The 26071-nt window shown below is 63.8% G+C and carries 28 protein-coding genes; 8 read left to right on the top strand and 20 right to left on the bottom strand.

The window, feature by feature from the left end; genetic code table 11:
- Positions 1-10 precede the first annotated feature (10 nt).
- The 13 genes from NKJ06_RS15555 to NKJ06_RS15495 all read right to left on the bottom strand — a co-directional run bounded on the left by NKJ06_RS15555 (position 11) and on the right by NKJ06_RS15495 (position 12141).
- Positions 11-1363: a HipA domain-containing protein gene (locus NKJ06_RS15555; protein ID WP_352633807.1), complete on the bottom strand. Its 1353-nt coding sequence runs from the start codon at positions 1361-1363 to the stop codon at positions 11-13.
- Positions 1363-1833, bottom strand: coding sequence for a helix-turn-helix transcriptional regulator (locus tag NKJ06_RS15550; RefSeq protein WP_352633809.1), 471 nt, complete (start codon positions 1831-1833; stop codon positions 1363-1365). The genes NKJ06_RS15555 and NKJ06_RS15550 overlap by 1 nt, the downstream gene beginning before the upstream one ends.
- A 269-nt stretch (positions 1834-2102) precedes the next feature.
- On the bottom strand, positions 2103-4103 hold the full coding sequence (locus tag NKJ06_RS15545; RefSeq protein ID WP_352633811.1) for an ABC transporter ATP-binding protein/permease: 2001 nt from the start codon (positions 4101-4103) through the stop codon (positions 2103-2105).
- A 32-nt stretch (positions 4104-4135) separates the two neighbouring features.
- Complete coding sequence (locus NKJ06_RS15540; protein ID WP_352633813.1) at positions 4136-4447, bottom strand: GNAT family N-acetyltransferase; 312 nt, start codon at positions 4445-4447, stop codon at positions 4136-4138.
- 148 nt (positions 4448-4595) lie between these two features.
- Complete coding sequence (locus tag NKJ06_RS15535) at positions 4596-5030, bottom strand: type II toxin-antitoxin system HicB family antitoxin (RefSeq protein WP_352633815.1); 435 nt, start codon at positions 5028-5030, stop codon at positions 4596-4598.
- A gap of 418 nt (positions 5031-5448) precedes the next feature.
- Positions 5449-5883: a hypothetical protein gene (locus tag NKJ06_RS15530; protein WP_352633817.1), complete on the bottom strand. Its 435-nt coding sequence runs from the start codon at positions 5881-5883 to the stop codon at positions 5449-5451.
- A 489-nt stretch (positions 5884-6372) separates the two neighbouring features.
- Positions 6373-7137, bottom strand: coding sequence for a slipin family protein (locus tag NKJ06_RS15525; protein ID WP_352633818.1), 765 nt, complete (start codon positions 7135-7137; stop codon positions 6373-6375).
- Positions 7134-8507: an NfeD family protein gene (locus tag NKJ06_RS15520; RefSeq protein ID WP_352633820.1), complete on the bottom strand. Its 1374-nt coding sequence runs from the start codon at positions 8505-8507 to the stop codon at positions 7134-7136. Before NKJ06_RS15520 ends, NKJ06_RS15525 begins: the two co-directional genes overlap by 4 nt.
- A 175-nt stretch (positions 8508-8682) precedes the next feature.
- Positions 8683-9042, bottom strand: a complete 360-nt coding sequence (locus tag NKJ06_RS15515; protein WP_352633822.1) for an SPW repeat protein — start codon at positions 9040-9042, stop codon at positions 8683-8685.
- 129 nt (positions 9043-9171) lie between these two features.
- Positions 9172-10239, bottom strand: a complete 1068-nt coding sequence (locus NKJ06_RS15510; protein WP_352633823.1) for a D-alanine--D-alanine ligase family protein — start codon at positions 10237-10239, stop codon at positions 9172-9174.
- Positions 10240-10263: 24 nt separating this feature from the next.
- A complete protein-coding gene (locus NKJ06_RS15505; RefSeq protein ID WP_352633825.1) occupies positions 10264-10881 on the bottom strand; it encodes a C39 family peptidase in 618 nt (205 codons plus the stop codon).
- Between the two features lie 172 nt (positions 10882-11053).
- The gene (locus tag NKJ06_RS15500) at positions 11054-11512 is read right to left on the bottom strand and encodes a hypothetical protein (RefSeq protein WP_502905622.1); all 459 of its coding nucleotides are present in this window, start codon (positions 11510-11512) and stop codon (positions 11054-11056) included.
- Positions 11513-11712: 200 nt separating this feature from the next.
- Complete coding sequence (locus tag NKJ06_RS15495) at positions 11713-12141, bottom strand: VOC family protein (RefSeq protein ID WP_352633826.1); 429 nt, start codon at positions 12139-12141, stop codon at positions 11713-11715.
- A gap of 63 nt (positions 12142-12204) precedes the next feature.
- Here NKJ06_RS15495 and NKJ06_RS15490 point away from each other — a divergent pair, with 63 nt between their 5' ends.
- Entirely contained in the window at positions 12205-12762 is a 558-nt protein-coding gene (locus NKJ06_RS15490; protein WP_352633827.1) for a hypothetical protein, read from the top strand.
- A gap of 35 nt (positions 12763-12797) precedes the next feature.
- Here NKJ06_RS15490 and NKJ06_RS15485 read toward each other — a convergent pair whose 3' ends face one another.
- A complete protein-coding gene (locus tag NKJ06_RS15485; protein ID WP_352633906.1) occupies positions 12798-13997 on the bottom strand; it encodes an aminotransferase-like domain-containing protein in 1200 nt (399 codons plus the stop codon).
- Positions 13998-14152: 155 nt separating this feature from the next.
- Positions 14153-14647 carry a hypothetical protein gene (locus tag NKJ06_RS15480; RefSeq protein WP_352633829.1) on the bottom strand — a complete coding sequence of 165 codons (495 nt, stop codon included), beginning with the start codon at positions 14645-14647 and terminating at the stop codon, positions 14153-14155.
- 105 nt (positions 14648-14752) lie between these two features.
- On the opposite strand from NKJ06_RS15480, the gene NKJ06_RS15475 reads away from it, so the two are divergent.
- Positions 14753-15349 carry a DUF922 domain-containing Zn-dependent protease gene (locus NKJ06_RS15475; RefSeq protein WP_352633831.1) on the top strand — a complete coding sequence of 199 codons (597 nt, stop codon included), beginning with the start codon at positions 14753-14755 and terminating at the stop codon, positions 15347-15349.
- A gap of 2 nt (positions 15350-15351) precedes the next feature.
- Here the strand turns inward: NKJ06_RS15475 and NKJ06_RS15470 are convergent, their stop codons facing one another.
- Positions 15352-15891, bottom strand: a complete 540-nt coding sequence (locus NKJ06_RS15470; protein ID WP_352633833.1) for an RBBP9/YdeN family alpha/beta hydrolase — start codon at positions 15889-15891, stop codon at positions 15352-15354.
- A 108-nt stretch (positions 15892-15999) separates the two neighbouring features.
- Between NKJ06_RS15470 and NKJ06_RS15465 the strand changes: the two genes are divergently transcribed.
- Complete coding sequence (locus NKJ06_RS15465) at positions 16000-16500, top strand: Lrp/AsnC family transcriptional regulator (RefSeq protein WP_352633835.1); 501 nt, start codon at positions 16000-16002, stop codon at positions 16498-16500.
- 27 nt (positions 16501-16527) lie between these two features.
- Here the strand turns inward: NKJ06_RS15465 and NKJ06_RS15460 are convergent, their stop codons facing one another.
- Together NKJ06_RS15460 and NKJ06_RS15455 are read right to left on the bottom strand one after the other, a co-directional pair.
- Positions 16528-17586 carry a Gfo/Idh/MocA family protein gene (locus tag NKJ06_RS15460; protein WP_352633837.1) on the bottom strand — a complete coding sequence of 353 codons (1059 nt, stop codon included), beginning with the start codon at positions 17584-17586 and terminating at the stop codon, positions 16528-16530.
- 44 nt (positions 17587-17630) lie between these two features.
- On the bottom strand, positions 17631-18335 hold the full coding sequence (locus NKJ06_RS15455) for an SDR family oxidoreductase (RefSeq protein WP_352633839.1): 705 nt from the start codon (positions 18333-18335) through the stop codon (positions 17631-17633).
- Positions 18336-18462: 127 nt separating this feature from the next.
- On the opposite strand from NKJ06_RS15455, the gene gcvA reads away from it, so the two are divergent.
- Positions 18463-19362: a transcriptional regulator GcvA gene (gene gcvA / locus NKJ06_RS15450; protein WP_352633841.1), complete on the top strand. Its 900-nt coding sequence runs from the start codon at positions 18463-18465 to the stop codon at positions 19360-19362.
- Here the strand turns inward: gcvA and NKJ06_RS15445 are convergent.
- Entirely contained in the window at positions 19359-19820 is a 462-nt protein-coding gene (locus NKJ06_RS15445; RefSeq protein ID WP_352633843.1) for an Lrp/AsnC ligand binding domain-containing protein, read from the bottom strand. The genes gcvA and NKJ06_RS15445 overlap by 4 nt on opposite strands.
- A gap of 95 nt (positions 19821-19915) precedes the next feature.
- Here NKJ06_RS15445 and NKJ06_RS15440 point away from each other — a divergent pair, with 95 nt between their 5' ends.
- Positions 19916-20947 carry an ornithine cyclodeaminase family protein gene (locus NKJ06_RS15440; protein ID WP_352633845.1) on the top strand — a complete coding sequence of 344 codons (1032 nt, stop codon included), beginning with the start codon at positions 19916-19918 and terminating at the stop codon, positions 20945-20947.
- A 369-nt stretch (positions 20948-21316) separates the two neighbouring features.
- Here the strand turns inward: NKJ06_RS15440 and NKJ06_RS15435 are convergent, their stop codons facing one another.
- Entirely contained in the window at positions 21317-21934 is a 618-nt protein-coding gene (locus tag NKJ06_RS15435) for a helix-turn-helix domain-containing protein (protein WP_352633847.1), read from the bottom strand.
- 139 nt (positions 21935-22073) lie between these two features.
- On the opposite strand from NKJ06_RS15435, the gene NKJ06_RS15430 reads away from it, so the two are divergent.
- From NKJ06_RS15430 to NKJ06_RS15420, 3 genes are all read left to right on the top strand, one after another.
- On the top strand, positions 22074-23207 hold the full coding sequence (locus NKJ06_RS15430) for an NAD(P)/FAD-dependent oxidoreductase (RefSeq protein ID WP_352810140.1): 1134 nt from the start codon (positions 22074-22076) through the stop codon (positions 23205-23207).
- A gap of 54 nt (positions 23208-23261) precedes the next feature.
- On the top strand, positions 23262-24863 hold the full coding sequence (locus tag NKJ06_RS15425; RefSeq protein WP_352633852.1) for an ABC transporter substrate-binding protein: 1602 nt from the start codon (positions 23262-23264) through the stop codon (positions 24861-24863).
- Between the two features lie 84 nt (positions 24864-24947).
- On the top strand, positions 24948-26054 hold the full coding sequence (locus NKJ06_RS15420; protein ID WP_352633854.1) for a serine hydrolase domain-containing protein: 1107 nt from the start codon (positions 24948-24950) through the stop codon (positions 26052-26054).
- Positions 26055-26071 lie beyond the last annotated feature (17 nt).

Below are 26071 nucleotides of genomic sequence, written 5' to 3'. Positions count from 1 at the left end.
TGGCCAGCTCTCAGGTCATCAGCCAACCGCCGGCTCGGTCAAGAAACGCGTCCCGCTGTTCCACCGCCGCTGGCGTGGCCATCCCGAACGCCGCCGTCAACGTGCCGATGTTCGAAGCAATGAGATCAGCGAAGCGCTTCATGTTCCGCTTGTCGAGACCATTGAGCTGCCCCGCCAGGGATGCCGCGATGTCGGTCGTATGGCCGGCACAAATGCGTTTGCGCGCGGCAGCGCTTTCGATACCCAGCGCTTGCAGGAAAACAGCGAAATCGTCAGCGGTGATCGCCGCCAGCCTGTCCGCCGTGCCGATCCTGAAGGCCAGTTCTTCGGTCACGTTGGCGTCGAGCCGCGTCGGCAGCAGGTCGTAGCGTGGCGCCATGCGGATGCGCCCGCCTCTATCGTGAAGAAGCGCGAAATTCTTGGCGTGGCCATCGGTGTTGCCGATCATCAGATCGAACAGCGTTGCCTTGATGAAGATATCCTTCTCGCCGGCCGGGTCTATCGTCGCCTCGAGCACGCGGCGAATGGCCGGAGCGTCGAAGCGCCGGCCGGGCGTTCCGCGTCGCTCGTATTTCAGCCCCGCCGGCAGCCCGAGCGCCTGGGCGAAATCCTCCTGATGGATGCGCACGATCTGTCCGTCGCCGGTCAGCGCCCTGTCGAACCGGGTAATCAGCAGCGCCTCCATCTCGCCGAATGGCATAACCGTGGCGTCGGTCGTGTCGAAACCGAGCACCCGCGAGAGCGCGAGCGCCTCGGCCTCGTCGCGGGCATCGCGGAGATGACCCTGATCAGGGACTTTCAATATATGTGTGGTCGGTGCGCCCGAACCCCGCCGCGGTTCGGCGAAGGAGCCGTCGGGCAGGTAGGTCAGCGCGATCTTGCTCTGCACCCCGGCCAGCGGCGATGGGTCGGCGGTGCCGTCCGGCAAGCGGCGGCGGCGGTGCAGCGCATCGACGATGTCGACCATTCGTTCCATGCCGATCCGAACATAGTCGCTGCCATAGTCTCCGGGCAGCTTGACCGGTGGGGCGCCGGCCGGCAGCACCGACAAGGCGCCGGCGCAGTCCTTGCCGATATGGAACAGCAGGCCGGCGATGTCATCGCGTGCAAGGCCCTCGCGGGCCATGATATCGGCCAGCGCACCATCACGTTCCTGCAGCAAATTGTCGAAGAACGGCCTGGCCGCGACATCGCCATAGGGTTCGTCGGTCAACGGCAGCGACAAGGATAGGGCGACAGCGTCGGGATTGGCGACATAGTTCTTCCGGTAGGCGTAAGCGACCCCGCCATTGTCGTCGCGCGCCAGGATGCCGACCGGCTCGGTGAATCCGTCGAGCCGGACGTCAAGTGTCAGCGCATCCATCAGCGTTCCCGGGCGAAGAGCACAATGCCAGCGGCATTGGTGACCTTCAACACCTTGCCCAGTTCCAGCGTCGGCTTGCCGTTCTCCAGTTCCGACAGGAAGCGCCGGCCGACCCCGGCAAGGTCGGCGAATTCCTGTTGCGAAAATCTCCGCTGCTCACGAGCAGCACGCACCAGCCGGCCGAGGTCCGGCGGCGACGCGATGATGGTGAGTTCGGACTCGGCCTGGGCATCGGGGCCGAGCATCCGAGACAGCGTGACCCGAACCTCGGGCGAAGGGGCTTTGATCGTCACCCCTGTCACCGGGACGACGACGCCCGCCCCACCCGGGTCCGGTACATTGCTCCCATCACCCTGTTCGGCGAATCCGGCCGGCCTGCCGGCATCCGCAGGATCGGTTCGCGCGGCGCGGCGCGCAATCTCGATGGCGCTCAGGGGTACGGTTGCCGGCGTCGGTGTGATTTTAGTCATGATGCTGATCCCGAGCGGGAACATAATCCCTCCCGGAGCAAAATACAAGCCGTTTTGTACCCGATCGGGATCATTGCTCAAAAGATCGGATACCGTACGGGAACAGCAGGCGCATTCTAATTCGCACAACCGCCGCACCGATCCCGAGCGGGAGCAGGACGAAGGCGGGTTCCTGACTCATGACGCCAGACCCTTTCTGGGCTGCGGCCATCGGCGCATGAGGGCAATTCGTCGACAGCGCGCGATGGCGATAGTCGACCGATAGAAGCTCATGGTCGCGTAGCCCTTCTGTTGCGCGCGCCGGAGCCCCACAAGGCGCGCCTGAGCAAGTTCCGCCTGCCCTTGCGCGGCACAAGATCGATATCGCTGACAAGCTTTGCCCCGCCCTCGCGCCGTTCCAATGTGATCTTGCGGCTATGGAAGGCTTCCAGCTCGGCGCGGTGCGCCACGCTGATGATGGTGACTTCAGGCAATTCGCCGATGACCGTCTCCATCATCTTGTCCTGGCTCTTCTCGTCGAGCGCCGAGGTCGCTTCATCCAGCACGACGATATCGGGGCGATGCAGCAGCAGGCGCGCGAAGGCGAGGCGTTGCTTTTCGCCACCCGACAGCGTCTGGTCCCACGGCGCTTCTTCCTTGATCCTGTCGGCAAGGTAAGCAAGGCCCACCTTGTCGAGGGCAGCCTTGATCTGCTTGATCGTCCACTTGTCCGCCGCCGCAGGATAGGCGACCGCGCGGCGCAGCGTGCCCGAGGGGATGTAGGGGCGTTGCGGCAGCATGAACAAACGCCTGCCCGCGTGGAAACTGACGCCGCCGCCGCCCCACGGCCACAGTCCCGCGACGGCCCGCACCAGTGTCGACTTGCCCGAGCCGGATTCGCCGGCCACCAGCACCCGCTCCCCCGGTTCGATCGCAACCTCGGTCTCCTTGACCACGGCGGTGCCGTCGTCGAGCGTCACGGAAAGATTGTCGAGGCTGAGCATCGCACCGTCATTGGTTTCGCCGTGCTGGATGCGTCCGAGCGCGTCGCTCTGCTCGGCGCGCTCCAGTCCGTCGAGCGACATCATCAGCGACGCGATGCGCCGCGCGCAGGCGTTCCAGTCGGCGAGACGGGGATAGTTGTCGACCAGCCATCCGAACGCGCCCTGCACGATGCCAAAGGCAGACGCTGCCTGCATCACCTCGCCAAGCGTCATCGAGCCTTCGAGGAATTTTGGCGCGCACAGCAGGATCGGCACGACCGGCGCAAACAGGCTCGATCCCTGCGACACCGCCGCCGTGCGCATGTGCTGACCGGTCAGCAGCGCCCATTGCCTGAGCACATGGCCGAAATTCCTGTCGATGCCGCTGCGCTCCTCCTCCTCGCCGCCGAGCAAGGCGATGCTCTCGCCGTTTTCGCGCACGCGCGTCAGCGTGTAGCGCAGTTCGGCCTCCGCCTGGTTCTTCCGTTCGGACAGCTGGACGAAGTTGCGGCCGATGACCACCATCGAGGTGGAGGTGATGGCGGCATAGATTATTGCGGTGATGACCAGGAAGCCGGGAATGGTGATGCTCTCGCCGCCGATCGGCAGGGTGAGCGCGCCGCCGATGGTCCACAGCACGACGATGAAGGTCGAGGCCGACAGGAACGCGTTGAGGACGCCGGCGATGAAATCGACCGGGGATTCGGTGGCGATGCGCAAATCTTCCGTCATGCGGGCCTCCGGGTTCTGGTGGTCGCCGCCGACGAGGTTCAGCTGGTAGTAGCGGCCGTTGGCCAGCCAGCGCGCGATGACCGCGGTGGTCAGCCAGGAACGCCAACGGCGCTGGATCGTCATGCGCAGGTAGACCTGCGCGACGACAAGGCTGCCGCTGCAGAACACCAGCGGCATGAATATGGCGATGAGGAAATAGACGCTGCGGGCATTGCGCTGCTCGAGGGCATCGAACATCGAGCGGTTCCAGACATTGATGCCGTACTGGAAACCGATATTGATGCAGATCAGCAGCAGCACCCCGATGGTGAACGGCCAGGCGAGCCGATCGCCGCCGCGGCCCCAGTAGCCGCGCGCGCTGATCCAGAAACGCCTCAGCAAATATCGCTTGCGCGCCTGCTCCGCCTCCTCGGGCGTCAGTTCTGGATCGGGTTCGACGGCCTCCGGCGGCGGCGCGGCCTGGCCATCGACCTCGGGCGTGGCTTCGACAGCCGATGCCTTTTCCAGGCGCGACTTTCCAGCCTCGCGTGGTTTGGCGCCGTCGACCGATTTCGGCTTGGATTTAGCCCCGGACATAACGGCGATAACGGCTTAAAAATCAAAAGGTTTCATGATGTCCGCCCGAGATGCTGGCTGCCAGCGGCACACCAAGGCTCTTCTGGCTTCCAGTGTCCGCGAGGGGGCGTTTGGGTGCTTGGCGAATGGACACTGTCATTGCCGGCGAAGCCAAGCAGTTCATCGCTTACAGCCACATGGAACACATCGGTGGTCTGCTTCAACCAGAGCGAAAAATATGCGGGCGTTCGGTACGCCAGGATTTCGGTTGGGACCAGATGCGCATGGGCATCATGCCAGCCCTGATGACACAGTTGCACAATCGCCGACTGGTCGGCCTCCCGTGCCGGGCGGATTTCAAGCATTCTTCACGTCCTGCAAAAGTCAGGAGCCATATGATTGGTGCGAGCAAGCGAAGCGACGAACTCGGAGGTTTGACCCGCCCTTCCACAAGGTGGGTTGTTCGCGTGAGAAATGATGGAAAGGGACGCTGCCACCTCTCATAACGAAAGTTCAAGCGGCTTGCGGGAACTCCATGTCAAAGCGCAGCGGAGAGCCGAGCGCCTTAAACGCTTCTTCGAGCGAGTCGAGCCGCGAGTTATGATCGAGCCGGAAAAGCCGGTCGACATGTTCGCGCTGGCATTTGAGTTCACGCATCAGATCGGCGCGAGTCCACCCCTTGCTCTTCAGGAGCATATAGAGCCCAGATTTCAGGAAGACGAGCGCTGAAACCTCTACAAACCGCCCCTTGCTTGACGTTTCCTTGAGCGGGAAGGGAAGATCCTCCCCATTCGCGATGCGAGCGGCGATAGCCTCCTCGATAGCGTTCCGGCCGTTTACACAGGCCTCCTCCTGCGTACTTCCATAAGAAACAACTTCGTCGAATTGAGGCGCTGTAACCAGCCAGGTATCATTGTCATCGGGCGCGAGAGTGAGTTCATACCACATTACAAAGGCTCCTCCATTTCAGCCCCAAGTCCCCTTGATCTTTTCGACCAAGCGCGTGCCGAGCTCCTTTCCGCCGTGCATGGGCAACTGGGAAACCCTATTTTGAGACGGACAGTCAGATGACCGCTTCCACAACGATGGGTTTCGAAGGTGCATCCCTGCTTGGCGAGCCAGCGCCGGAGTTCGTTCGCGTTCACATAGATAGCGTAGTCCACACATATGTGGAAATCAACAGAAGTGTGGACTCTAGGCAGCTCATTGAAAAATATAGAAAATATCTACCCTGGTTCGCCGACAAGCGGCGCCAGCCACCACAATCGAGGAGGCGGAGAGACTCGCTGCCGCCTCATCGTTCTTCAAGCAGTCGTTCAGCCCGGCTCGGCATAGTGCGCGGTGTTCGCCAGTCGGGCGTCGGCCTTCAGTGCATAAACGCTTCTCGCAGCCACGCGAAGAAACCGGATCTTCCAGACATTGCCGCGCGGACACGGGATGCGGCCCATCGTGCCGTCATCGTGGCGCCTACGTGACAATGGCAGACGATTCCGTGGAGCTGCCAATCGGTCAGCTCGAAGAAGCGCTTGGCCTCACCGTAGGTATCTTCTTTCAGGCCCAGCGCGCGAAAGAGCGGATCCTCGAAAGCAATTGTGATCGGTGATCCCGCGGAACGCATTCTTTCGCGCGTCTCCACGGATTGGTGCTCGGTCCCCGTCAGCGCTCCTAGGCACCTGTTGGGATTTTGCTCCAGAAGCTGCGCCCAGCGTTCGAGGCGTTCGCCTCGGGTCGCGAGAAGATGGGTTGCCTCGGCGTGGACGTCGGCAACGGCATTCAGTTGGTCAACGGTTTGATGCTTCACGGACGCCTCCTATTCAGCAGCTGAATTCGGTTCAGCCTTTAATGGAATTATGTCGCCCGGTGGGGTCGGCAAGACCCGGAGATGCACGCTACGACGATTCATTTTGGGCGGCATGGCTCCATTCCGCTGTACGGCTCGTGAGCGCGTGGCCGGGGCGCAATCGAAACCGCATCGGAACCATCCGCAAGCGCGACCGTTCTGCCCGCATCAGCCCTGGTCGAGACGCTGGTTGGTCGGCATCCGCCGATGTTCATGACCCACCAAGCCCCCACGCAGGAGTTACTTCATGGCCATTCTGCCTAACCCCGACCCAGTGCCTGCTCCAGTACCCACGCCGCCGCCGCCGCTTCCCGAACCGAAGCCCATGCGCGAGCCGGATCCGGACAGGCTTCCGGATGAAGAGCCGGTCCCCAATCCGGATGAAAACGACGTGCCGCCCAAGCATACGGTCCCGGTCTGGACCGCTGGCGATGGTCATGATCATTCGCTTCACTTGGCCCCGTCCGGCTTTTTGTTGAAGATCGTGAGCAGGTCCACCGGCAGCGGAAACACCACCGTCGACGAGCGCTCGCCGGCGATGTCGTGCAGCGCCTCGAAATAGCGTAACTGCATGGCCTGCGGCTCCTGCGCCAGCATCTTGCCGGCCTCGACCAGCTTTGCCGCCGCCTGCTGCTCGCCATCGGCATTGATCACCTTCGCGCGCCGCAGCCTTTCGGCCTCGGCCTGTTTGGCGATGGCGCGGACCATACTCTCGTTGAGGTCGACATGCTTGATCTCGACGTTGGAGACCTTGATGCCCCAGGCATCGGTCCGCTGGTCCAGGATCTCCTGGATATCGCTGTTCAGCTTGTCGCGCTCGGCCAACATCTCGTCGAGCTCGTGCTTGCCGAGCACCGAGCGTAATGTGGTTTGCGCCAGCTGGTTGGTAGCGGTCATGAAATCCTCGACCTGGATGATCGCCCGCTCGGCGTCGACGATGCGGAAATAGAGCACGGCGTTGACCTTCACCGAGACGTTGTCGCGCGAGATCACGTCCTGCGGCGGCACGTCCTGCACCACCACGCGCAGGTCGACCCGCACCATCTGCTGGACGAAGGGAACGAGGAGGATGAGGCCGGGGCCCTTCACCCCGGTGAAGCGGCCGAGTGTGAAGACCACGCCGCGCTCATATTCCCGCAGGATACGAATGGCTGCGGAGAGGAAGATCAGCACGAGGAGGGCGAGTATCAGATAGGCCACATAACCGATCATCATTGCCTTGCTCCATTGTTCCTGCGCCGGACCGTCAGCACGAGATCCCTGACATCGGCCACCTCGACGCTGTCGCCCAGGGCGAGCGGTTCGTTGGCTTTCGCCCGCCAGCGTTCGCCCTGGGCCAGCACATGGCCCTCGCTGCCCGACCAGTCGAGGATCTTGGCCGGAAGTCCGTGCATGGCCTGCGCGCCGACACGCGGCAGACGCTTGCGCGCCGCCCACAGATAGCTGCCGGCCAGCAGCGCCAGGCCAAGCGTCAGCGCGGCGGCGGTGCCGATGACCGCCCATGACATCTCGAAGCCGGGGCCCTCGACCTTGAGCAGCATGGCGGCGCCGAGCAGGAAGGCGGCCACGCCGCCAAGCCCAAGCACTACGGTCGGATTGAAGGCCTCGATGACGAGGAAAGCGAGGCCAAGCAGCATCAGGGCAAGGCCGGCATAGTTGATCGGCAACAGGTTGAGCGCATAGAGCCCGAGCAGAAGGCAGATGGTGCCGATCACGCCGGGAGCCACCGCGCCGGGGCTGGTGAACTCGAAGATGAGGCCGTAGAAGCCGGCAAGCATCAGGATGACGGCGATGTTGGGATCGGTGATGACGGCGAGAAGCCGGATCAGCCAGCCGGGCTCCAGCGTCTCGACCGGGAGGCCTTTGGTCGCCAGCACCTGTTTCTTGCCAGCCACCTCGACCATGCGGCCGTCGGCAAGCTGCAGCAGTTCGGCCGTGTCGTGGGCGACGAGATCGACGACATGTGCCTGAAGTGCCGCGCCGGCGGAAAGGCTGGCCGCCTCGCGCACGGCCTTTTCACCCCAGTCGGCATTGCGCCCGCGCAGTTCGGCGAGCGAACGGATCAAGGCAACCGCGTCGTTCGTCACCTTGGTCATCATCGCGTCGTCCGCCGGCGGTCCGGTGGCGTCCTTCTGGTCGTCCTTGTTCTGGTCGCCGCCACCGGGAAGGGACGGCAACCCGCCAAGCTCGACCGGTGTAGCGGCGCCCAGATTGGTGCCGGGCGCCATCGCCGCGACATGGGTTGCATAGAGGATATAGGTTCCGGCACTTGCCGCATGCGCGCCGGCGGGCGCGACATAGCCGATGACGGGAACCGGCGAGGCAAGGATATCTGCGATCATCTCGCGCATCGAGGTGACCAGCCCGCCCGGCGTGTCGATCTCGAGGATGAGAACTTCGGCGTGCCGCTCGGCGGCCTTCGCCAGCGCCTCCTTGAGCTGCCTTGCGCTCGCCGGCCCGATGGCGCCGTCCATCTCGACGCGCAACGCCAGCTTCTCCGTCGCCTCTCCGGTTACGGAAGAGGGACTGGCGACCGCGGCGGCCGTGAGAGCCGCGGCAAGAACCGCCATCCGCGCGAGGTTCACGCTCAAAACTCCCTAGGCAGGATATGGGGCCCGATCCCATCAAAATCCATGGCGCGGCCGCAGGACTGCAAGCCACAACCCGGCTCTGCGCGGCCTGGATGGCAACGCATGGGCGCGTAAATTCAAATCCGGAGGAGCCCGCCACTCGCGCGCCGGACCCCCACCCTTTCACCGGTCACGCATGCGCGTGCGGATGACGGAAGTCCCAGACTGCCCAACCTGATACCGCAACCACCAGCACGCCGAGAATGACATGGGTGGCCATCGCGTACCCGTTCGCCATGAAATCGAGAAGCCAGGGCGAAACGATCAGCCAGAGCCCGAGAACGACACTAACCCATTCCTCCCACTCGGCGAATGCGGCAAGCGTCGCCAGAGCCATGACGCCCAGCACGACGCCAACAATCCAGGCGTTCCATGCGGGAGCGGTTGCAGTAGCGAAGCCGATTATCCAAGGTGAGATGAACAGACAGATGGCAAGGACCAGATTGAGCCAGTCCTGGCTCTTCTTTCCTTCCATGAGTGTATTAGCCATGACAACCTCCATAGATGAAGCTTGACCAAAGCGTTAAGTTCGCGTGCAACGCACGCTCAATGATTGATGTAACTACGCTTCACATGGCCTTCAAGGCTTGACCAGTGACCCTTCCGCTCCCGAACGGGATCAGCGCCCTGCATGCCTTGCCAGCGCGTGCTCGATCAGCACGTCGATGATCTGACTGTAACCGATGCCTGATGCCGCCAGCGCCTTGGCGTACATCGAGATGTCGGTGAAACCGGGAATGGTGTTGACCTCGTTGACCAGCAGGCTGCCGTCGGCGCGCAGGAAGAAATCGACGCGTGCCATGGCTTCGCAGCCGAGCGCCTGAAAGGCCTGCCGCGCCATCTCCCTGGCCTTGTCGGCAACCGAGGCCGGGACATCGGCGGGCACCTTGACCACCGCGCCGTCGACATCGAGATATTTGGCCTCATAGGTGTAGAAGCCGTGCTTGCCGGCTGGAATGATCTCGCCGGGCAGCGACACCGTCAGCGTGCCGTCGGCCCGCTCCAGTACCGAGAACTCGATCTCGCGGCCTTCAACGAACTCCTCCACCAAAACCTTGCTGTCATGCCGGAAAGCGGCCTCGACGGCCGCGGTGAAGCCGGCGCTGTCGGTTGCCTTGCTGACCCCGAAGGATGAGCCCTGGCGCGCCGGCTTGACGAACACCGGCAGGCCGAGCTTTGCCGCGACATCCTCGAAGGACACGCGCTCACCGCGCCGCAAGGTCAGCGAGCGGGCAACCGCCAGCCCGGCCTCGCGCATTAGCCGCTTGGCGATCTCCTTGTCCATGGCCGCGGCCGAAGCGAGGATGCCGCAGCCGACATAGGCGACATCGGCGACTTCCGCATAGCCCTGCACCGAGCCATCTTCGCCGAACGGCCCGTGCAGGACGGGAAAGACGACATCGACGGGATCAGGCTGCGTTCCATCCGGCGATATGGCGACCAGCCTGCCCTTGCCGCCGGGCAGCAGGGCGACCTCGATGCCGTCCTCGGATGCCGGCGCCCTTGCCCCGTCGTTGGCGGCCGACTGTTGCAGCAGCCATCTGCCGCTCCGGGAAACGGCGATCGGCACGATGTCGTAGCGTGTCCGGTCGATCGCCTTCAGCACATTGGCAGCCGAAAGGCGCGACACGTCATGTTCGGCCGAACGCCCGCCATAGAGGATGGCTACCCTTGTCTTAGCGGTCATCGAAATTCCTCAACTGTCAAAAAATCAAATGGCGACGGCAATGCCGCGATTGGCGAAGAAACGGTCGAAATCGGCTGGCGCCAACACTGCGTTTGCCTGTGTGGCGCTGATATGGCCGGACGGATTGTGGAAACGGAAACTCTCGTCCGACGCAGCGGTGACCAGCACCAGATGGCCGCCCTTCGAGGGCGGCTCGCGCTCGGGCCAGCGGATGGAACTGCTGACCGACGCGATGAAAAAACGCGACCGCGAAAGGATCGCCGGTATGTCCGCTGTCGCGACATTGGTCATCACCTCGGCCCGCAGGCCGAAGACCTCCTGCACGAAGCTGACGAAAGGCGCGTAGATCAGCCCCTTGATCGAACCGTCTTTGACGACATAGCCGCCATATCCAGTGCATCGTCTGGCAAGCTCGATCGTCGGCACGATTTCGCCGCGCGTCGCCAGGATCATCTTCAGGCATGCCATGCCGCAGATATTAGCGGCCCAGACCGCATATTCGTCCAGCGTTTCCGCTCCCGATCCCTGCCATAGGGGATCGCGCCTGAGCGCCAGTTGGGCGCCGTCGGCGAGCACGTCCATCGTCATGTCCGGCGTTTCCCACTGGCTGAAAAACGGCACGGTTTCAGGCAGTGGACTCATAACGGGCTCCTCGGGCAGCTGGCCATCTCGTATACGAGGATACGAGATAGATGAAAAGCTCCAACGTCGTCATCCCGGGCGAAGCAGCAGCGAAGCGACGCGGCGCAGACCCGAGGATGACGAAGCGAACGCAAGCGACCCGTCAAAACGTCTATGCAGTGAGCGCCGCCGCCTACTCGACCTTCGTCCAGCCGAAAACCAGCCAGGCGTATTTCGATTTTTCGTCAGGTTCGGCAGTGTAGGTCATCTGTATGTCGCCGTCCTTGGCGTAGATATCCAGCCTGGGCGCCGTTTCCAGCTTGAGCCACGCCGAACTGCTGGCAAAGGACCAGGTTCCGCACCAGACGCAGAGCCCCGACGCCGGATCACCGGGCTGGTGAAAGTTGTAGCGGCCGTCCGCTGTGATTTCCAGATAGTCGAACGCGCCGTAAAACGCGGTCACTGTCTGCTGGAACTCACTGGCGGCAGCCTCTTGTTCCGGCGTGGGCGCATCCGGCATGTCGCGCGGCGGCCGGATGGCTCCACCGTTCAGTTTCCATTTGCCGACAAAATCCTTCTGGGTCGGAAGATACTCCTCCTGAGCTTGCGCCGACGAGATATAAGCAACCGATAATATGGTTGGCAAACCCATGGTCCCGATCGCAAATAAAAGTGCGCCGGCACGGATCGCCTTGGTTAGGCTATGCATAAAAATAGTCTCCACGGTGGGTAATGGGAGTTTTATCGAGACATTTGTTGGCGCGCGTTGCTTCGATGCCGATTCCCGCCCGCCATCTGCACGGTTAGCATCGGCGCCACCAAATTGGCAACGCAAAGCGGCATCTCTCCAGCCTAGAAGGTGATCTTCACCGAAGCGGCGCTGCGCGTGTGCGGACCGTGATGGACGGCTTCGATGTTGTTGCCGTCCGGGTCGAGCAGGAAAGCGGCGTAATAGCCGGGATGATAGGGCCGTTCGCCCGGCGCGCCATTGTCCTTGCCGCCGCCGGCGAGCCCGGCCTTGTAGAAGGCCTCGACCATGGCGTGGTCCTTTGCCTGGAAGGCGAGATGATGGCGGCCGGTGAATTTTCCCAACGCTGCAGGGCTGTCGGCACTGGAGATAAACAACTCGTCGGCCCAGAAATAGCCGTCGCCGGTGCCGCCGATCGGGATATCGAGCACCTCGAAGACCGCTTCGTAGAAACGCCGGCTGGCCGGGAGATCCCTGACCACCAGCTGGATATGGTCGATGAGCCGACCGCGATGCAATTCCTGGGTTTCCATGCAAACTCCTCCTCGTGAGGCTTTCGAATTTAGGTTCGGACAGGACGCCGTCAATGCGGACGCATGACCGTCGCGCGCCGCAAGCCCACTGATGGTTCCCATGATCCATCTTTCAAACAAGAAGCCCGCCGGGAGGGGATCCGACGGGCCTTTGGAAAGCCGACACAAGAGGCTTTCATTTGTCTGCGGGGGGGCAGACATGGTGAGAACTCCGATTTGCCGCGGAGGTTCCACCGGAACGAAAAAAGCCCGCCGGCGAGCTGTTTGTTACGCAAGCCGCATGATGCGCCGGGCAGGCAAATCCCGTTCAGCTTGGAACTTTTTGTCCGGAGCCAAGTTTTGTGGCGCGGCCGGGAGGAATTGGAATTGGATAGTTTTCAAAGGCTCGAAGCGCTCGTCGACAGAGCTGGTGCCGACGATGTCGAAGAAGCGAACGTATTGCTGCGTCGTTTCAAGGGCAGATCAGACAAGGTCACAGCAGCGATCGACGAGTTCATGCTGGACTTCAAGACATTGGTCTTCGTCGTCGAAACCGGCGAGGAAGGGTTCGAAAAACAACTTCGCAAGCTGGCTCGCACCAGGCTTTCCAAGCTCAAGCACCTGATGAACGTGCCGGCATAGGAACCACACCGGGCCTGCTGAATTCCGGCGGAAGCCTATTCCTTCAGGATGGCCGCCAGCCTCGGGATGCCCTCGCTCACCGCCCGGCGGTCGGCGAGCGTGAAGGACAGCCGCAGCGTGTTGCGCCCGGTGCCATCGGCATAAAAAGCGCTGCCAGGCACGAAGGCGACGCGCGCCTCCTTTACCGATCGCGCCAGCAACGCGGTGGCGTCGGAGCCTTCGGGCAGCGTCGCCCAGACGAACATGCCGCCTTCCGGACGGCTCCAGGTCACGCCGTCCGGCATGTGGGCTTCCAGTGCCGCGAGCAGCCCGTCGCGGCGCTCGCGATAGGCGCCGATGAGCTTTTCGACCTGGCCGTCGAACGCCGTTTCGGCAACGCGGTGCATCACCACCTGGTTGATCGACGGGCTGTGCAGATCCGAGGCCTGCTTCATCAGCACCAGCTTCTCGACGATATGGCGCGGCGCGCACACCCAGCCGACGCGCATGCCCGGCGACAGGATTTTCGAGAACGAGCCGCAATAAAGCGTGCGCGCCTTGTCGATGCCGCCGGACCGCGCACAGTCGAGCGCCAGGATCGGCGGCACGCCTTCGCCGTCGTAACGCAGCGCACGATAGGCGGCATCCTCGATGACGGCGATGTCGAGTTCGCCGGCAAGGTCGAGCACCGCTTCGCGCTGCTTTCGGTCCAGCGTGTTGCCGGTCGGGTTGGCGAAATCCGGCACCAGATAGGCGAACTTGGCCTTGCCGCCATTCGAAGCCGCGGCCGCGCGATAGGCATCGGGCGTCATGTTGCCGCCGGCCGGGGTCAGCCGGTCGTAGCGCGGCTCATAGGCGTTGAAAGCCTGCAGCGCGCCGAGATAGGTCGGCCATGTCACCAGTGCCGTATCGCCTGGCGACAGGAACAGTTTGCCGAGATAATCCAGCGCCTGCTGCGAGCCGGAGGTGATGAAAATGTTGGCCTCGTCGCAGGCAACGCCGAGCTTGCCCATCTGCCCGGCGAGCCACTGCCGCAACGGCAGATAACCTTCCGAGACCTGGTACTGCAGCGCCGCACCCGCCTCCGGGCCACCCAGCACATCGGCATAGGCGTCGCGGATCGCTGCGGCCGGAAACAGCGCCGGATCGGGAATGCCGCCGGCGAACGAGATGATGTCCGGCTGGTCGAGCAGCTTCAAGAGTTCGCGGATTTCGGACGCTTTCATGCGCGACGAGCGCGAAGCCAACAGGTTCATAAGGGTCAAGTCACGCCTCCCGCGACAATTCTATTTAGGTCAACCTAGCTGACCTATATCTGCTTTATCGGGCGATTTGAATAGAGCCTGAAAGCCTTCCGCTATACGCCAGTCACCGCCGGGGCGACGAAGGCGCGCGGGCCGCCGCCCGCCGCTCAATCCCCGTCCGCAGGCGCTGCCTTGCCGCACTGCGCCAGCACCTTGCCGATGGCGGCACTGGAGCCCTTCAGCGGAAAACTGGTCTGGCCGTATTTGGCGGCGCTGACCAGCACATCGCCCTTCCCGCGCAGCAGGTCCAGCAACGGATCGGCCCGGGCCAGGTCCGCCACGAAATAGTTGTACATGGCCTCCAACTGCAAGGTCTTGGTCACCGCCTTGCCGTCGGCGTTGAACTCGAACGAACCGCTGATGCCCGGCTCCAGCTGCTGGCCGGTGGCGCCGAGGTCATAGCTCAGCACCGGCGTGTCGAAGCAGGTCAGCATCAGATGCGCATCGCCTTTCGGCCCGCCGCAGACCGAGGCGGTGAGCACGCTGCCGCCCTCGTCTTCCTCCATTTTGGCGGCCCAGCCGCCGCAGGACGCCGCGAAGGCCGGCTGCATGGCCTGCAGGACCGCCAACGCACCGGCGACGACGAGATATCCAGCTCTCATGACTTCCCCCTCCGGCAATTGCGGTGCCCGCAGGCAGCATATAGGAAAAGCCATCCGGTGGCATCGCCTGGTTCGGCGCCGGTCCTGATTTCGCGGAGAGTGGCATTGAAAGCCTGTGTTCGTCTGTGTCTGTCGATCGCCGCGCTTGTAGCCTTGCCGCTCGCCGCCCATGCCGATTGGAAGCCTGTCGAGAAGGTCGAGACCTACGCCATATCGGGCCAGTCCGGGCCGGAACTCTATCGCTCGATCGGCGAAAACGGTCCGAAGCTCGGCATCACCCGCGCCATTGCCCACACCAATTTCAAGCTGACCTGGACCCGGGACTATCAGGCGCGGGCCGGCGCCTGCGTGCTGGCGACGGCGCGGCCGAAGCTCATCATCACCTACACATTGCCAAGCCCTTCGGCGCCGCTGCCGCCGGCCATCCAGAGGAACTGGGAGATTTTCATCGCCGGCGTCAGCGCCCACGAGAAGGTGCACGGCGCCGATATCATCGACATGGTGCGCAAGATCGAGACGGCGACCGTCGGCCTCAGCGTTGCCGACGATGCCAAATGCAGCAAGATCCGCACCGAGATGACCAGGCGCTTGTCCGAGCTGTCACAGGCGCAGCGGCAAGCTAGCCGCGATTTCGACCGCGTCGAACTCGGCCAGGGCGGCAATCTGCAAAAACTCATTCTTGCTTTGGTGAATGGCGGCTGACGCTACCCCTGGGCCTCGGAAACGAGCCCTTCGAGAAGATCGAGGCCTTCCGGCCAGTCTCCCAATCCGCTCTCGGCATTGATGTGGCCGGCAGGGCCGATGACGGCAAGGCGGCTGCCCCATTGCGTCGCCCTCGCCTCTGCATACTCCGGCGAGCCATACGGATCGTTTGTGCTGGCTACCACCAGCGAGGCAAAGCGCAATCGCCCTTGCGGAATTTCGGCGAAAGCCATGCCATATCCAGGGAAGACGGCGGACGTCGGGTCGGGAACGCCGACCAACAGGGCCGCCTTGGCCGGCCGCCGCGAGATCTTCTGCCAATGGGCGATCAGCAGGCAGGACAGGCTGTGCGCGACCAGCACCGGCGGCTCGGGCGCCTCGCTCACCGCCCGCTCCAGCGCCGCCAGCCAGTCGGTGAAATCGGGAAGGTCCCAGCTTGACGGCTGGAAACGCCGCATCGCCGGATTGGCATCTTCCCAGCGCGATTGCCAATGCGCCGGACCGGAACCACCGCTGCCGGGCAGGATAATGAAGTGCGTCATGTCGCCTTGCTCCTATCGATCGAGCGGGCATTCTGACGCCTTGCTCCGGCAACGGAAATACGAAACCATCGGGGAAGCCCGGGCATTTCCGATGGATTCAAGGTGACCATGAAAAACAGCGATGAGCGCGCAGCGTTCGATCCGACCGACATTGCCATTCTCGAAGCGATGCAGGAGAACGGCCGCATCGGCATGTCCGAGCTTGGCCGCCGGGTCGGCCTGTCACAGCCGGCGACTTCCGAGCGGGTGAAACGATTGGAGGAGCGTGGCGTCATTGCCGGCTACACCGCGGTGATCGATCCGACGGCCCTTGGCCTCGGCATGATGGCCATCATACGGGTGCGCACCACGCATGAGCACATCCGCCCCTGTCTGAAGCAGTTCGCCGAGATGCCTGAGATCACCGAGGTGCACCGGCTGACCGGCGAGGATTGCTTCATTCTCAAGGTCCTCGTTCCCTCGCCGGCGCAGCTCGAAACCATCGTCGACGCGGTGGCGCGTCACGGTTCGGTCACGACAGCGCTGGTGCTGCGCAGCGAGACGCCGAAACCGATCGGCCGCGCACTGATCAGACGCGCGCGGCTAGATCAGGCGCCACCGCACTCCTGACCGCCTCTGGCGGCTGGCTATTTTCCCTCAATGCGTATCCGCGCTCGCCCTCAGCTCCGCACGCTTCTCGTCCGAGACGACAGCCAGATCCAGCACCTTCTGCAATTCGGCCGCATGATGGAATGACGGTTCGGCCTGCACGCCGGTTCGCACCGCATCGACGAAACGCTGGTAGTTGGTCGCCACCGTGCCGGCGTCGACCTCTTCCCATATGGCGTTCTCGACATTGTCGCCGACGCAGACCTTGAGCGCCGAGCCGTCGAGATTGTGCACCACCTCAATGCCGCCCTTTTCGCCATAGATTCGCAACCGCAGCTCGTTGAGATGGCCGGTCGCCCACCGGCTGGCATGCACCACGCCGAAAGCGCCATTGGAAAAATCCAGTGTCATGGCGAAGCTGTCATTGGCGTCGAGCCCGTAGTCGCCGATGCGGTTGCCGGGTGCCTTGTCGAAGCTGCGCAGCCGGCAGAAGACATGGTCGATGTCGAGCGAGGCACCATAGCTGGCGAAATCGAGGATGTGGATGCCGACATCGCCGAGCACGCCGTTCGAACCGTGGCCGCGCGACAGGCGCCACAGCCATTTTGGATCGGTGCGCCAGTCGCCCCAGAATTTCGACACCAGCCAGCTTTGCAGATAGGACGCCTCGACGTGCCTGACCGTGCCGATCTCGCCCGCCTGCACCATCTGCCGGGCCCTCTGGAGTGCGGCGACATTGCGATAGGTCAGGTTCACCATGTTGACGATGCCGGCGGCCTCGGCGGCGTCGGCCATCTCGGTGGCCTTGCTAAAATTTTCGGCCAGCGGCTTCTCGCACAGCACCGGCTTGCCGGCGGCGATCAACATCATGGTGGTCGGGTGATGGATGCGGTCCGGCGTGACATTGGCCACCGCGTCGAAGGCGCCCCACGTCAGCGCCTCCTCCAGCGAGGTGAAGCGGTTGGGAATGTTGAAGCTGTCGGCGAAGTCGCCGACGCGCCCCCGATCGACATCGACGGCGGCGACAATGTCGACGCCCTCGATGGCGCTGAAGCGCCGTGCATGTTCCTGCGCCATCCAGCCGGTGCCGAGTATCAAAAGCCGCATTTATTGCTCCTTGGAGATATCGGCCCCCCGTCCGATCGACGCCCTCAAATAGCGCGGATGATGCCGCCGTCGACCCGGATGTTCTGGCCGGTGATGTAGCCGGCGCCTTCGGACGCCAGGAAGGCGATGGTCGCGGCGATCTCTTCGGAAGTTCCGTAGCGCTGCATCGGCACGCTGTCACGGCGCTCTTCGGTGGCCGGCAGGCTGTCGATCCAGCCGGGCAGCACATTGTTCATGCGCACATTCTCTGATGCATAGGTGTTGGCGAAGATTTTGGTGTAGGCGGCAAGGCCGGCGCGGAACACAGCCGAAGTCGGGAACATCGGGCTCGGCTCGACCACCCAGGCCGTCGAGATGTTGATGATAGCGCCACCCTTCTGCTTGACCATCTGCGGCGCCACGATGCGCACCGGCCGGATGACGTTCAAGAGATAGACGTCCATGCCGGTGTGCCACTGCTCGTCGGTGATCTCCAGGATCGGCGCGCGCGGCCCGTGGCCGCCGCTGTTGACCAGCACGTCGATGCGGCCATAGCGCTCGAGCGTTAGGTCGACCAGGCGCTGCAGATCGTCGTTCGACTGATTGGAGCCGGTGACGCCGAGCCCGCCAAGTTCCTTGGCCAGTGCCTCGCCCTTGCCGGAGGAAGACAGGATGGCGACCTTGAAGCCGTCCGCCGCCAGCCGCTTCGCCGCCGCAGCACCCATGCCGCTGCCGCCGGCCACGACAACAGCCACTTTTTCTACACTCATTGGATTTTCCTTCTCGGGTTGTCAGGCACCGCAAACGGTGTTTTCGGGAATTGAGCGTTGATATAGCTGGTTTTCCGCATCGGTTCGAACCAGAATGCCTGAAATCAACCTGTAGAAAAACTCCTGCATGCCCGAAGCCTTCCTCAGCCTGCCGCCGTTGAATGCGCTGCGCGCCTTCGAAGCCTCGGCGCGCCATCTCAACTTCCGCATCGCGGCCGAGGAACTCAACGTCACCCAAGGGGCGGTGGCCCAGCACATCCGCGGGCTGGAGGCGGACCTCGGCACAAAACTGTTCGAGCGGCTGCCGCGCGGCCTGGCGCTGACCGATGAGGGCCGCGCTTATGTGCCGAACATCCGCCGCGCCTTCGACCTGATCTCGGAAGCGACACTGCTGCTTCGTCCCGAACCGGCGCGGCTGACGATCAGCGTGACGCCAAGCTTCGCCACCAAATGGCTGATCCCCAGGCTGCAGGATTTTGTGACGCACAATCCGCTGGTCGACCTGCGCGTTCTGGCCAGCGAGAGCCTGTCGAGCTTTCAGGCCGATGGCGTCGACATCGCGGTGCGCCAGGGCCGCCCGCCCTTCGGCGCCGGCCTCATCGTCGACCTGTTGTTTCCCCAACAGATCATCGCCGTCTGCAGCCCTGCCCTGCTTCCGGCCGGCACGGTCGGGATCGCGGCCGCAGAAATCCAGCATCACGTCCTGCTGCACGACGCCCACAATCTGTGGCCGGAATTCATGGAAAAGGCGGTGGGCCTAAAGATGACGACGGAGCTGAAACGCATGCGCTTCAACCAGACGAGCCTCGCCATCGACGCGGCCATCGCCGGCCAGGGCATAGCACTGGCCAGCCGCTTCCTTGTCGCCGCCGACCTCGCCGCCGGCCGGCTGGTCCAGCCCGTCAGCGGTGAAATGCGCGGCACGCAGGATTTTTATGTCGTGATGCCAAGAAAGCAGCGACACCCCGAGCCGACGCAAGCCGTGCGGCAGTGGCTGCTGGATGCGGGGGAACGGCCGCCGGTCTAGATCGGCAGCAAGGCGTCGGGCTTCACATTGGCGATCGAGGCGTAGGTGTGCGTTTCCCGCACCCCGGGCAGCGGCAGGATGACCCGCTGCAAAAAATCCTGGAACATCGCCATGTCGGCGATGCGCGCCTTGACCAGATAGTCGAAGCCACCGACCACCATATGGCACTCGATGATCTCCGGCGCCTGCAACACCGCCTCGGCGAAGCGGTCGAAGACATGCGGCGCCGTGTGGTCGAGCCGCACCTCGATGAAGACGAGCTGTGCCTGCCCGATCCGGGCCGGGTCGAGAACGGCCCGCACCGCGCGGATGAAACCTTCGGCGAACAGCCGCTTGACGCGCTGCGCCGCCCCGGTCGGCGAGAGGCCGACCCGCCGCGCCAGATCGAGCGTCGTACGGCGCCCATCCTCCTGTAGCAAGCGCAGCAGCGAGCGGTCGATACGGTCGAGATCGTCCATTTTAGGATTCACGCCTTTGAGCCAAGAGAAGCGTGATAATCACGCCAAAATCGCAAAAACAACATCTTTCATCACGCTGTCAGGTGGCAATACCGTTGACGGGCAACGCAACCCCCGATCAAGGCAAGACCATGACATCAGCCCTGTCGATTTCCCGCAGCGCCCAAGCCAAGGGCGACACGTCGGTGCTCATCCTGAGCGAGGCCGAGGTGAAAACCTGCATCGATCTGCGCCAGCTTCTCGACGCTCTGGCCGGCGGCTTCAAGGCACTGTCCGGCGGCAAGGTGGCCAGCCCGGCGCGGCCGCAGCTCGACATTCCGCAGGCCGGCTATTCGCTGGCCATGCCGGCCTGGACGGCGGGCATGCATCTGACGGTGAAGATCGTCAACGTGTTCGAGGGCAACATCGCCAGAGGCATTCCCAGCCACCTCGCCACGATCCATCTGTTCGACCCGGATACCGGCATGCCGGTCTGCGTCATGGACGGCACCTATATCACCGCCGTGCGCACCTCCGGCTCGGCCGTACTTTCGGTGCGCGAACTCGCCCGGCGCAACGCCAAGGTCGCGACTGTGGTGGGGGCCGGCGTGCAGGCTGGCCAGCATCTCAATCTTCTGCCGCTGGTGCGCGACTTTGCCGAAATCCGCGTCGTCTCGAAGGAATTTTCGGATGCCGAGGCGCTTGCCGCGCAGCATCCCGGGGTCGTCGCCGTCAGCGATATCGAGGCCGCGGTGCGCTCGTCGGATGTTGTCTGCTTGGCAACGCATTCCTACGAACCGGTGATCTCGGCCGACTGGGTACGGCCCGGCACCCATGTCTCCTCGGTCGGTGTCGCCCCGCCCGGCGGCGAACTGCCGGTCGAGCTTATCGGCAGGGCCAGCCTGTTCGTCGAGACCAGGGAGGCCTTTGCCCCAACGCCGGTCGGCTCTTGCGAACTCGCTGGCCTCGATCCTGAAACTGGAATCGAACTCGGCGACATGCTGCTCGGGCTGCGGCCGGGACGCGTCAGCGCCGATCAGATCACGGTCTACAAGGCCATGGGTGTCGCCATGGAGGACATGGTGGCGGCCGACCTGGCCTACCGCGAAGCGGTACGGCGAGGAGTGGGGCGGGTTATTGCGCTGTAGTGGGGCCGCTCAATTGTTGAAGCCAGCGCCGCCCCGTCGATAAGAGCTCCCTTCTCCCCGTTCACGGCAGGGGGAATCGCATACGGATTCTTGCGAAGACGGACCCCCACCCTAACCCTCCCCACAAGGGGGAGGGAACGCTGCCGCGTGCCTTTAATTCTTCTTGGCGCCGAAAAGACAGGCGATTCTCCTGGTCAGCGCCAACGGAAGTCCCCCTCCCCCTTGTGGGGAGGGGTTAGGGGTGGGGGTCCGTGCCGGGCAGACATCTCAGGAATTCCATATGCGATAGCCCTGCCGTTCACGGGGTGAAGATGGCGGCAGCCAGATGAGGGGCGGCGCAAATATCGGGAATGTTAGGGCCTGCCCGCCCTACCCCTCCACCGTCTCCAGCACACTCAGCAGCGTGCCTTCCATATCAGGCTCGTCGCCGGAGCAGACGCACAGCATCTCGGCGTCGCCCTCGCCGACAGACAAATAGGCGTGGCCCATGGTGGAATCGATGTAGACGCTTTCGCCCTCTTTCAGACGCACCGGCGCGTACTGGTCGGTATGGAGTTCGATCTCGCCCTTGAGCACGATCAGGAATTCCTCGCCGGCATGCCTGGTCAGCGGGCCGAATTCCTGCGGCGTGCGGGCGCGCGCATAGGCGTGGATCGGCACCATGCGCTTGCGCACCAGATCGGTGGCCAGATAGCGGTAGTCGTAGTTGCGGGTCAGCTGGCGCAGCGTGTTGGACTGCGAGGTCACCGATCGCCGCGTGCGCGCCGACGGCTGCTTGCGGTCGCCGCTGAGCAGCTCGGTGACATGGATGCCCAGCCCCTCGCAGATCTGCAGCAGCTTGTCGTAGCTCAGCGACATCTGGTCGTTCTCGACCTTGGACAGCGTCGACACCGCGACCCCGGTCAGCGTGCTGACCTCCTGCAAGGTCCAGCCATGCGTTTTCCTGAGGCCGCGCAGGCAATCACCGAGGTTGGGTTGCTCCGACATCGTCAACTCCATGGCGCGGCTTCGCTCTCGCCGCTGATCTACCCTACGTAGTTCAACTCCCTGCCGCTATCAACAACGCTAACAATTTTCTTATACGCTAAATATTGACTGGATACGAAATTATTTCTACGCCTATCGAATGCAGTCGAAGTCCTCCCAGAAAATCGTCATCATCGGCGGCGGTATCGCCGGCCTCTCGCTGGCGGCGGCCGTGCAGCCCTGGGCCGAGGTCACCGAGCTCGAGCGCGAGCCGCATCTCGGCTACCACGCCAGCGGCCGCTCGGCGGCGCTGTTTTCCGAAACCTACGGCAACGCGCTGGTGCGGGCGTTGTCGCTGGCCAGCCGGCAAGCGATCGTCGATGGCGGCTTTGCCGCGCACCGGCGCGGCGCGCTGCATGTCGGCGGTGTCCAGGACAGTGCAGCGGTCGACCGCATGGCGACCGAGATGCAGGCGCTGGTGCCGAGTGTGCGGCGCCTGTCGGCGGCGCAAGTCAACGCGCTGGTGCCGGTCATCGCCACCGAAACAACCTGCGGCGGCGTGCATGAACCCGGCGCGCTCGATGTCGACACGGCAAAAATGCTGGCGGCCTCAGCCTCGGTGGTGAAGGCGGGCGGCGGTATTATTCGCACCGGCGAAGCGGTTCGCGAGATCACTCGCACGGCGGCCGGCTTCCGCGTCGCCACCAATGCCGGCGCCTATCAGGCAGACATCGTCGTCAACGCCGCCGGCGCCTGGGTCGATGTCGTCGCGGGGCTGGCCGGCCTTCCCGGCCTCGGCTTCCGGCCGAAGCGCCGTACCGCCTTCCTGTTCGATCCGCCCGCTGGCACGGACATAGCCAACTGGCCGCTGGTGGTCGACCTGCACGAACAGTTCTACTTCAAGCCGGACGCCGGCAGGCTGATCGGCTCGCTGGCCGACGAAACCGATTCCGAACCCTGCGACGCCTGGCCGGAAGACATCGACGTCGCCATCGCCGTCGACCGCATCGAGCGGGCGACATCACTGCGCATCGGCCGTCCCTCGACGCCCTGGGCCGGCCTCCGCACCTTTTCACCCGACCGCAGTCCGGTCGTCGGCTTCGACCCGCGCCTGCCCGGTTTCTTCTGGCTCGGCGGCCAGGGTGGCTTCGGTTTCCAGGTCTCGCTGCCGCTGGCGCGGCAGGGCTCGGCGCTGCTGCGCGGCCAGCCCCTGCCCGACGATCTCGCGGCACGCGGCGTCAGCACGGCGGCGCTGGCGCCCGACCGTTTCATCACCCCGGCGGCGACGCCATGAAGTCCACCGACCTTCCCTTCCTCAACCCGTAAAGTGTCATCAGGAGCGTTTGCGATGAAATCCGTTCTGCGCGCAGTGCTTACCTCGTCCCTGCTGGCCTCATCCGTCCTTCTCGGCGGGCAGGCCTACGCCAAAACCCTGGTCTATTGCTCGGAAGCCAATCCCGAGACCTTCAATCCGGCGATCGGCACCGCCGATTCCACCATGGATGCCGCCGCCAAGACGATCTTCAACAGGCTGGTCGAGTTCAAGCCGGGTTCCACGGAAGTCGGGCCGGCGCTGGCCGAAAGCTGGGAGGTCTCAGCCGACGGCAAAACCTACACGTTCCACCTGCGCCACGGCGTGAAATTCCAGTCAAACGACCATTTCACGCCCTCGCGCGATTTCAACGCCGACGACGTGCTCTACACGTTCAATCGCCAGCGCGACGCCAACAATCCCTACCACAAGCTCGGCGGCGGCGCGTACGAGTACTTTAATGCGCTGGGCATGGGCACGCTCATCGACAAGATAGACAAGGTCGACGACCACACGGTGCGCTTCACTCTGACGGCGGCCAACGTCACCTTCCTGCCCGGCATCGCGCTCGACTATCTCTCCATCCTGTCGCTGGAACAGACCGAAAAGATGGTCGCTGCCGGCACGCCGGAACTGATCGATTCTGAACCCGTCGGCACCGGCCCGTTCGTGCTGCAAGCCTATGTCCCCGACAGCCAGATCCGCTACGCCGCCAACAAGGATTACTGGCGCGGCGCGCCGAAGATCGACACGCTGGTCTTCGCCGTCACGCCCGAGCCGACCACCCGCGTCGAGCGCCTCAAGGCCAATGAGTGCCAGGTCGCCGCACCGCCTCCGCCAAGCGCCGTCGCCGATCTACGCACCGATCCCGACATCACCGTGCTCGACCTCAAGGGCCAGAACATCGGCATCCTCGGCTTCAATGTCGAGCACCAGCCGCTCGGCGATGTCCGCGTGCGCATGGCGCTGGCCAAGGCCGTCGACCGCAAGGCGATCGTCGATGCCGTCTATGCCGGCGCCGGCACGGTGGCCGGCAGCGTCGTGCCGCCGGCGCAGATCGGCGCCGTCACCGACGCCGGCATCGACTATGATCCGGACGGCGCGAAGAAGCTGCTGAAGGACGCCGGCCACGAAAGCGACCTGAAAATCAGCCTGTGGGCGATGCCGGTGTCGCGCCCCTACAACCCCAATGCCAAGCGCATGGCCGAGATGATCCAGGCCGACTGGGCGAAAGTCGGCGTCAAGGCCGAGATCGTCAGCTTCGAATGGGGCGAGTATCTCAAGCGCACCGCCGCGGGCGAACAGGACGCCTACCTGCTCGGCGGCAGCAGCGACAATGGCGACCCCGACAACATGCTGAGTTATTTGCTCTCCTGCGACGGCGTGAAGGGCGGCTCCAACCGCTCACGCTGGTGCGATCAGGCCTTCGAGAAGCTGCTGCAGGAAGGCCGCGTCGCCGCCGATCCCAAGCAGCGCGCCGACATCTACGCCAGGGCGCAGGCGATCCTGAAGGTCGAGGTACCGGTGGCGCCGATCGCGCATTCGGTGGTGGCGATCCCGATCCGCAAGAGCGTGCTCAACTACGTGCTCGATCCGTTTGGCCGGCAGAATTTTGCCGCGGTCGACATGGCTGAGTGAAGCTTGGCGACCCTGCCCTCGGGCTCGGCCCGAGGGCGCACCGACATGTATGAAACCAGCAGTTTAGCGGCGAAAGCAGAATCCATGCGTAAAGACCTGAACGCCCTCCTCAATGCCTATCTCGCGGACGGCGCGGTGGGCGCCTCGCTGGCATACGCCCTGAACGGCGCCGCACCGACCGCCGTAACCGCAGGCCTGGCCGACCGGGAGCACGGCGTTTCCATCCTGCCCGACCGGTTGTTCAAGATCGGCAGCTGCACCAAGACCTTCGTTGCCGCCGCTTTGGTCAAACTCGCCCAGGACGGCAAGCTCGATCTCGGCGCGCCGATCTCTTCCTGGTTCCCGGATCTGCCCGGCGCCAACGACATTTCGGTGCGACAGCTGATCAACCACCGCAGCGGCCTGCCGGAGTTCGAATATTACATTCCGATGGACCCGAGCCGGCAGTGGACGCCGCAGCAACTGGTCGACATCGCCTTCGCCTCCGACAAGCAGAAAGCGCCTGACGGACCTGCCGTTTACAACAACACCGGTTATGTGCTGGCCGGCATGGTGATCGAGGCCGCCTCCGGCCAGTCGCTGGGCGGCTATGTCAGGAGCGCCGTGCTGCAGCCGCTCGGCCTGAAGAACACCTGGTCGCCGGCCACCGAAGCCTTCCCGGAAAAATCGATGGTGCGCGGCTATTACCACCGGCCGCCGCCGCCGGCGAATGCACCCACCGACATCGCCTCGGGCGGCGAGATGTGGCGCATGGACGGCGTTCTGCCCTACTCCGACGAATTGCAGGATTCTTCCGATTCCTTCCCGTTCGGCGCCGCCTATGGCTGCGGCGACATGGTGTCGACACCCTCGGACATGGTGGCTTTCATGCGCGGCCTGTTTTCCGGAAAACTGCTGTCGCAGCCTTTCTTCGCCGAGATGTTCGAACATCGCGTGCCGGCAAGCTTCCCCGGCACCCGCATGCGCGAGACCGGTGCCGGCATGTTCCAGAGCGCCTACGCCGACCGCGCCTTCTACGGCCATCAGGGCAGCATCCCCGGCTACGTCGCCGTCATGCTGCATGACCCGCTCTCAAGCCTGACCATCGCCATGACCAGCAATGTCGGCTCCGGCAACCGCCTGTCCTTTCAGGCGAGTGGGCTGCACCCGGTGGTGGACGAGGCGATCCGGATTGTTCTGGGTGAGAGATAACGCAGTGACTATCCCGC

This window comes from Mesorhizobium sp. M0293 (assembly GCF_040321735.1).
GTDB lineage: Bacteria > Pseudomonadota > Alphaproteobacteria > Rhizobiales > Rhizobiaceae > Mesorhizobium.
The sequence above is the reverse complement of the archived record's forward strand: the minus strand, read 5'-3'. Positions and strand labels throughout refer to the sequence as shown.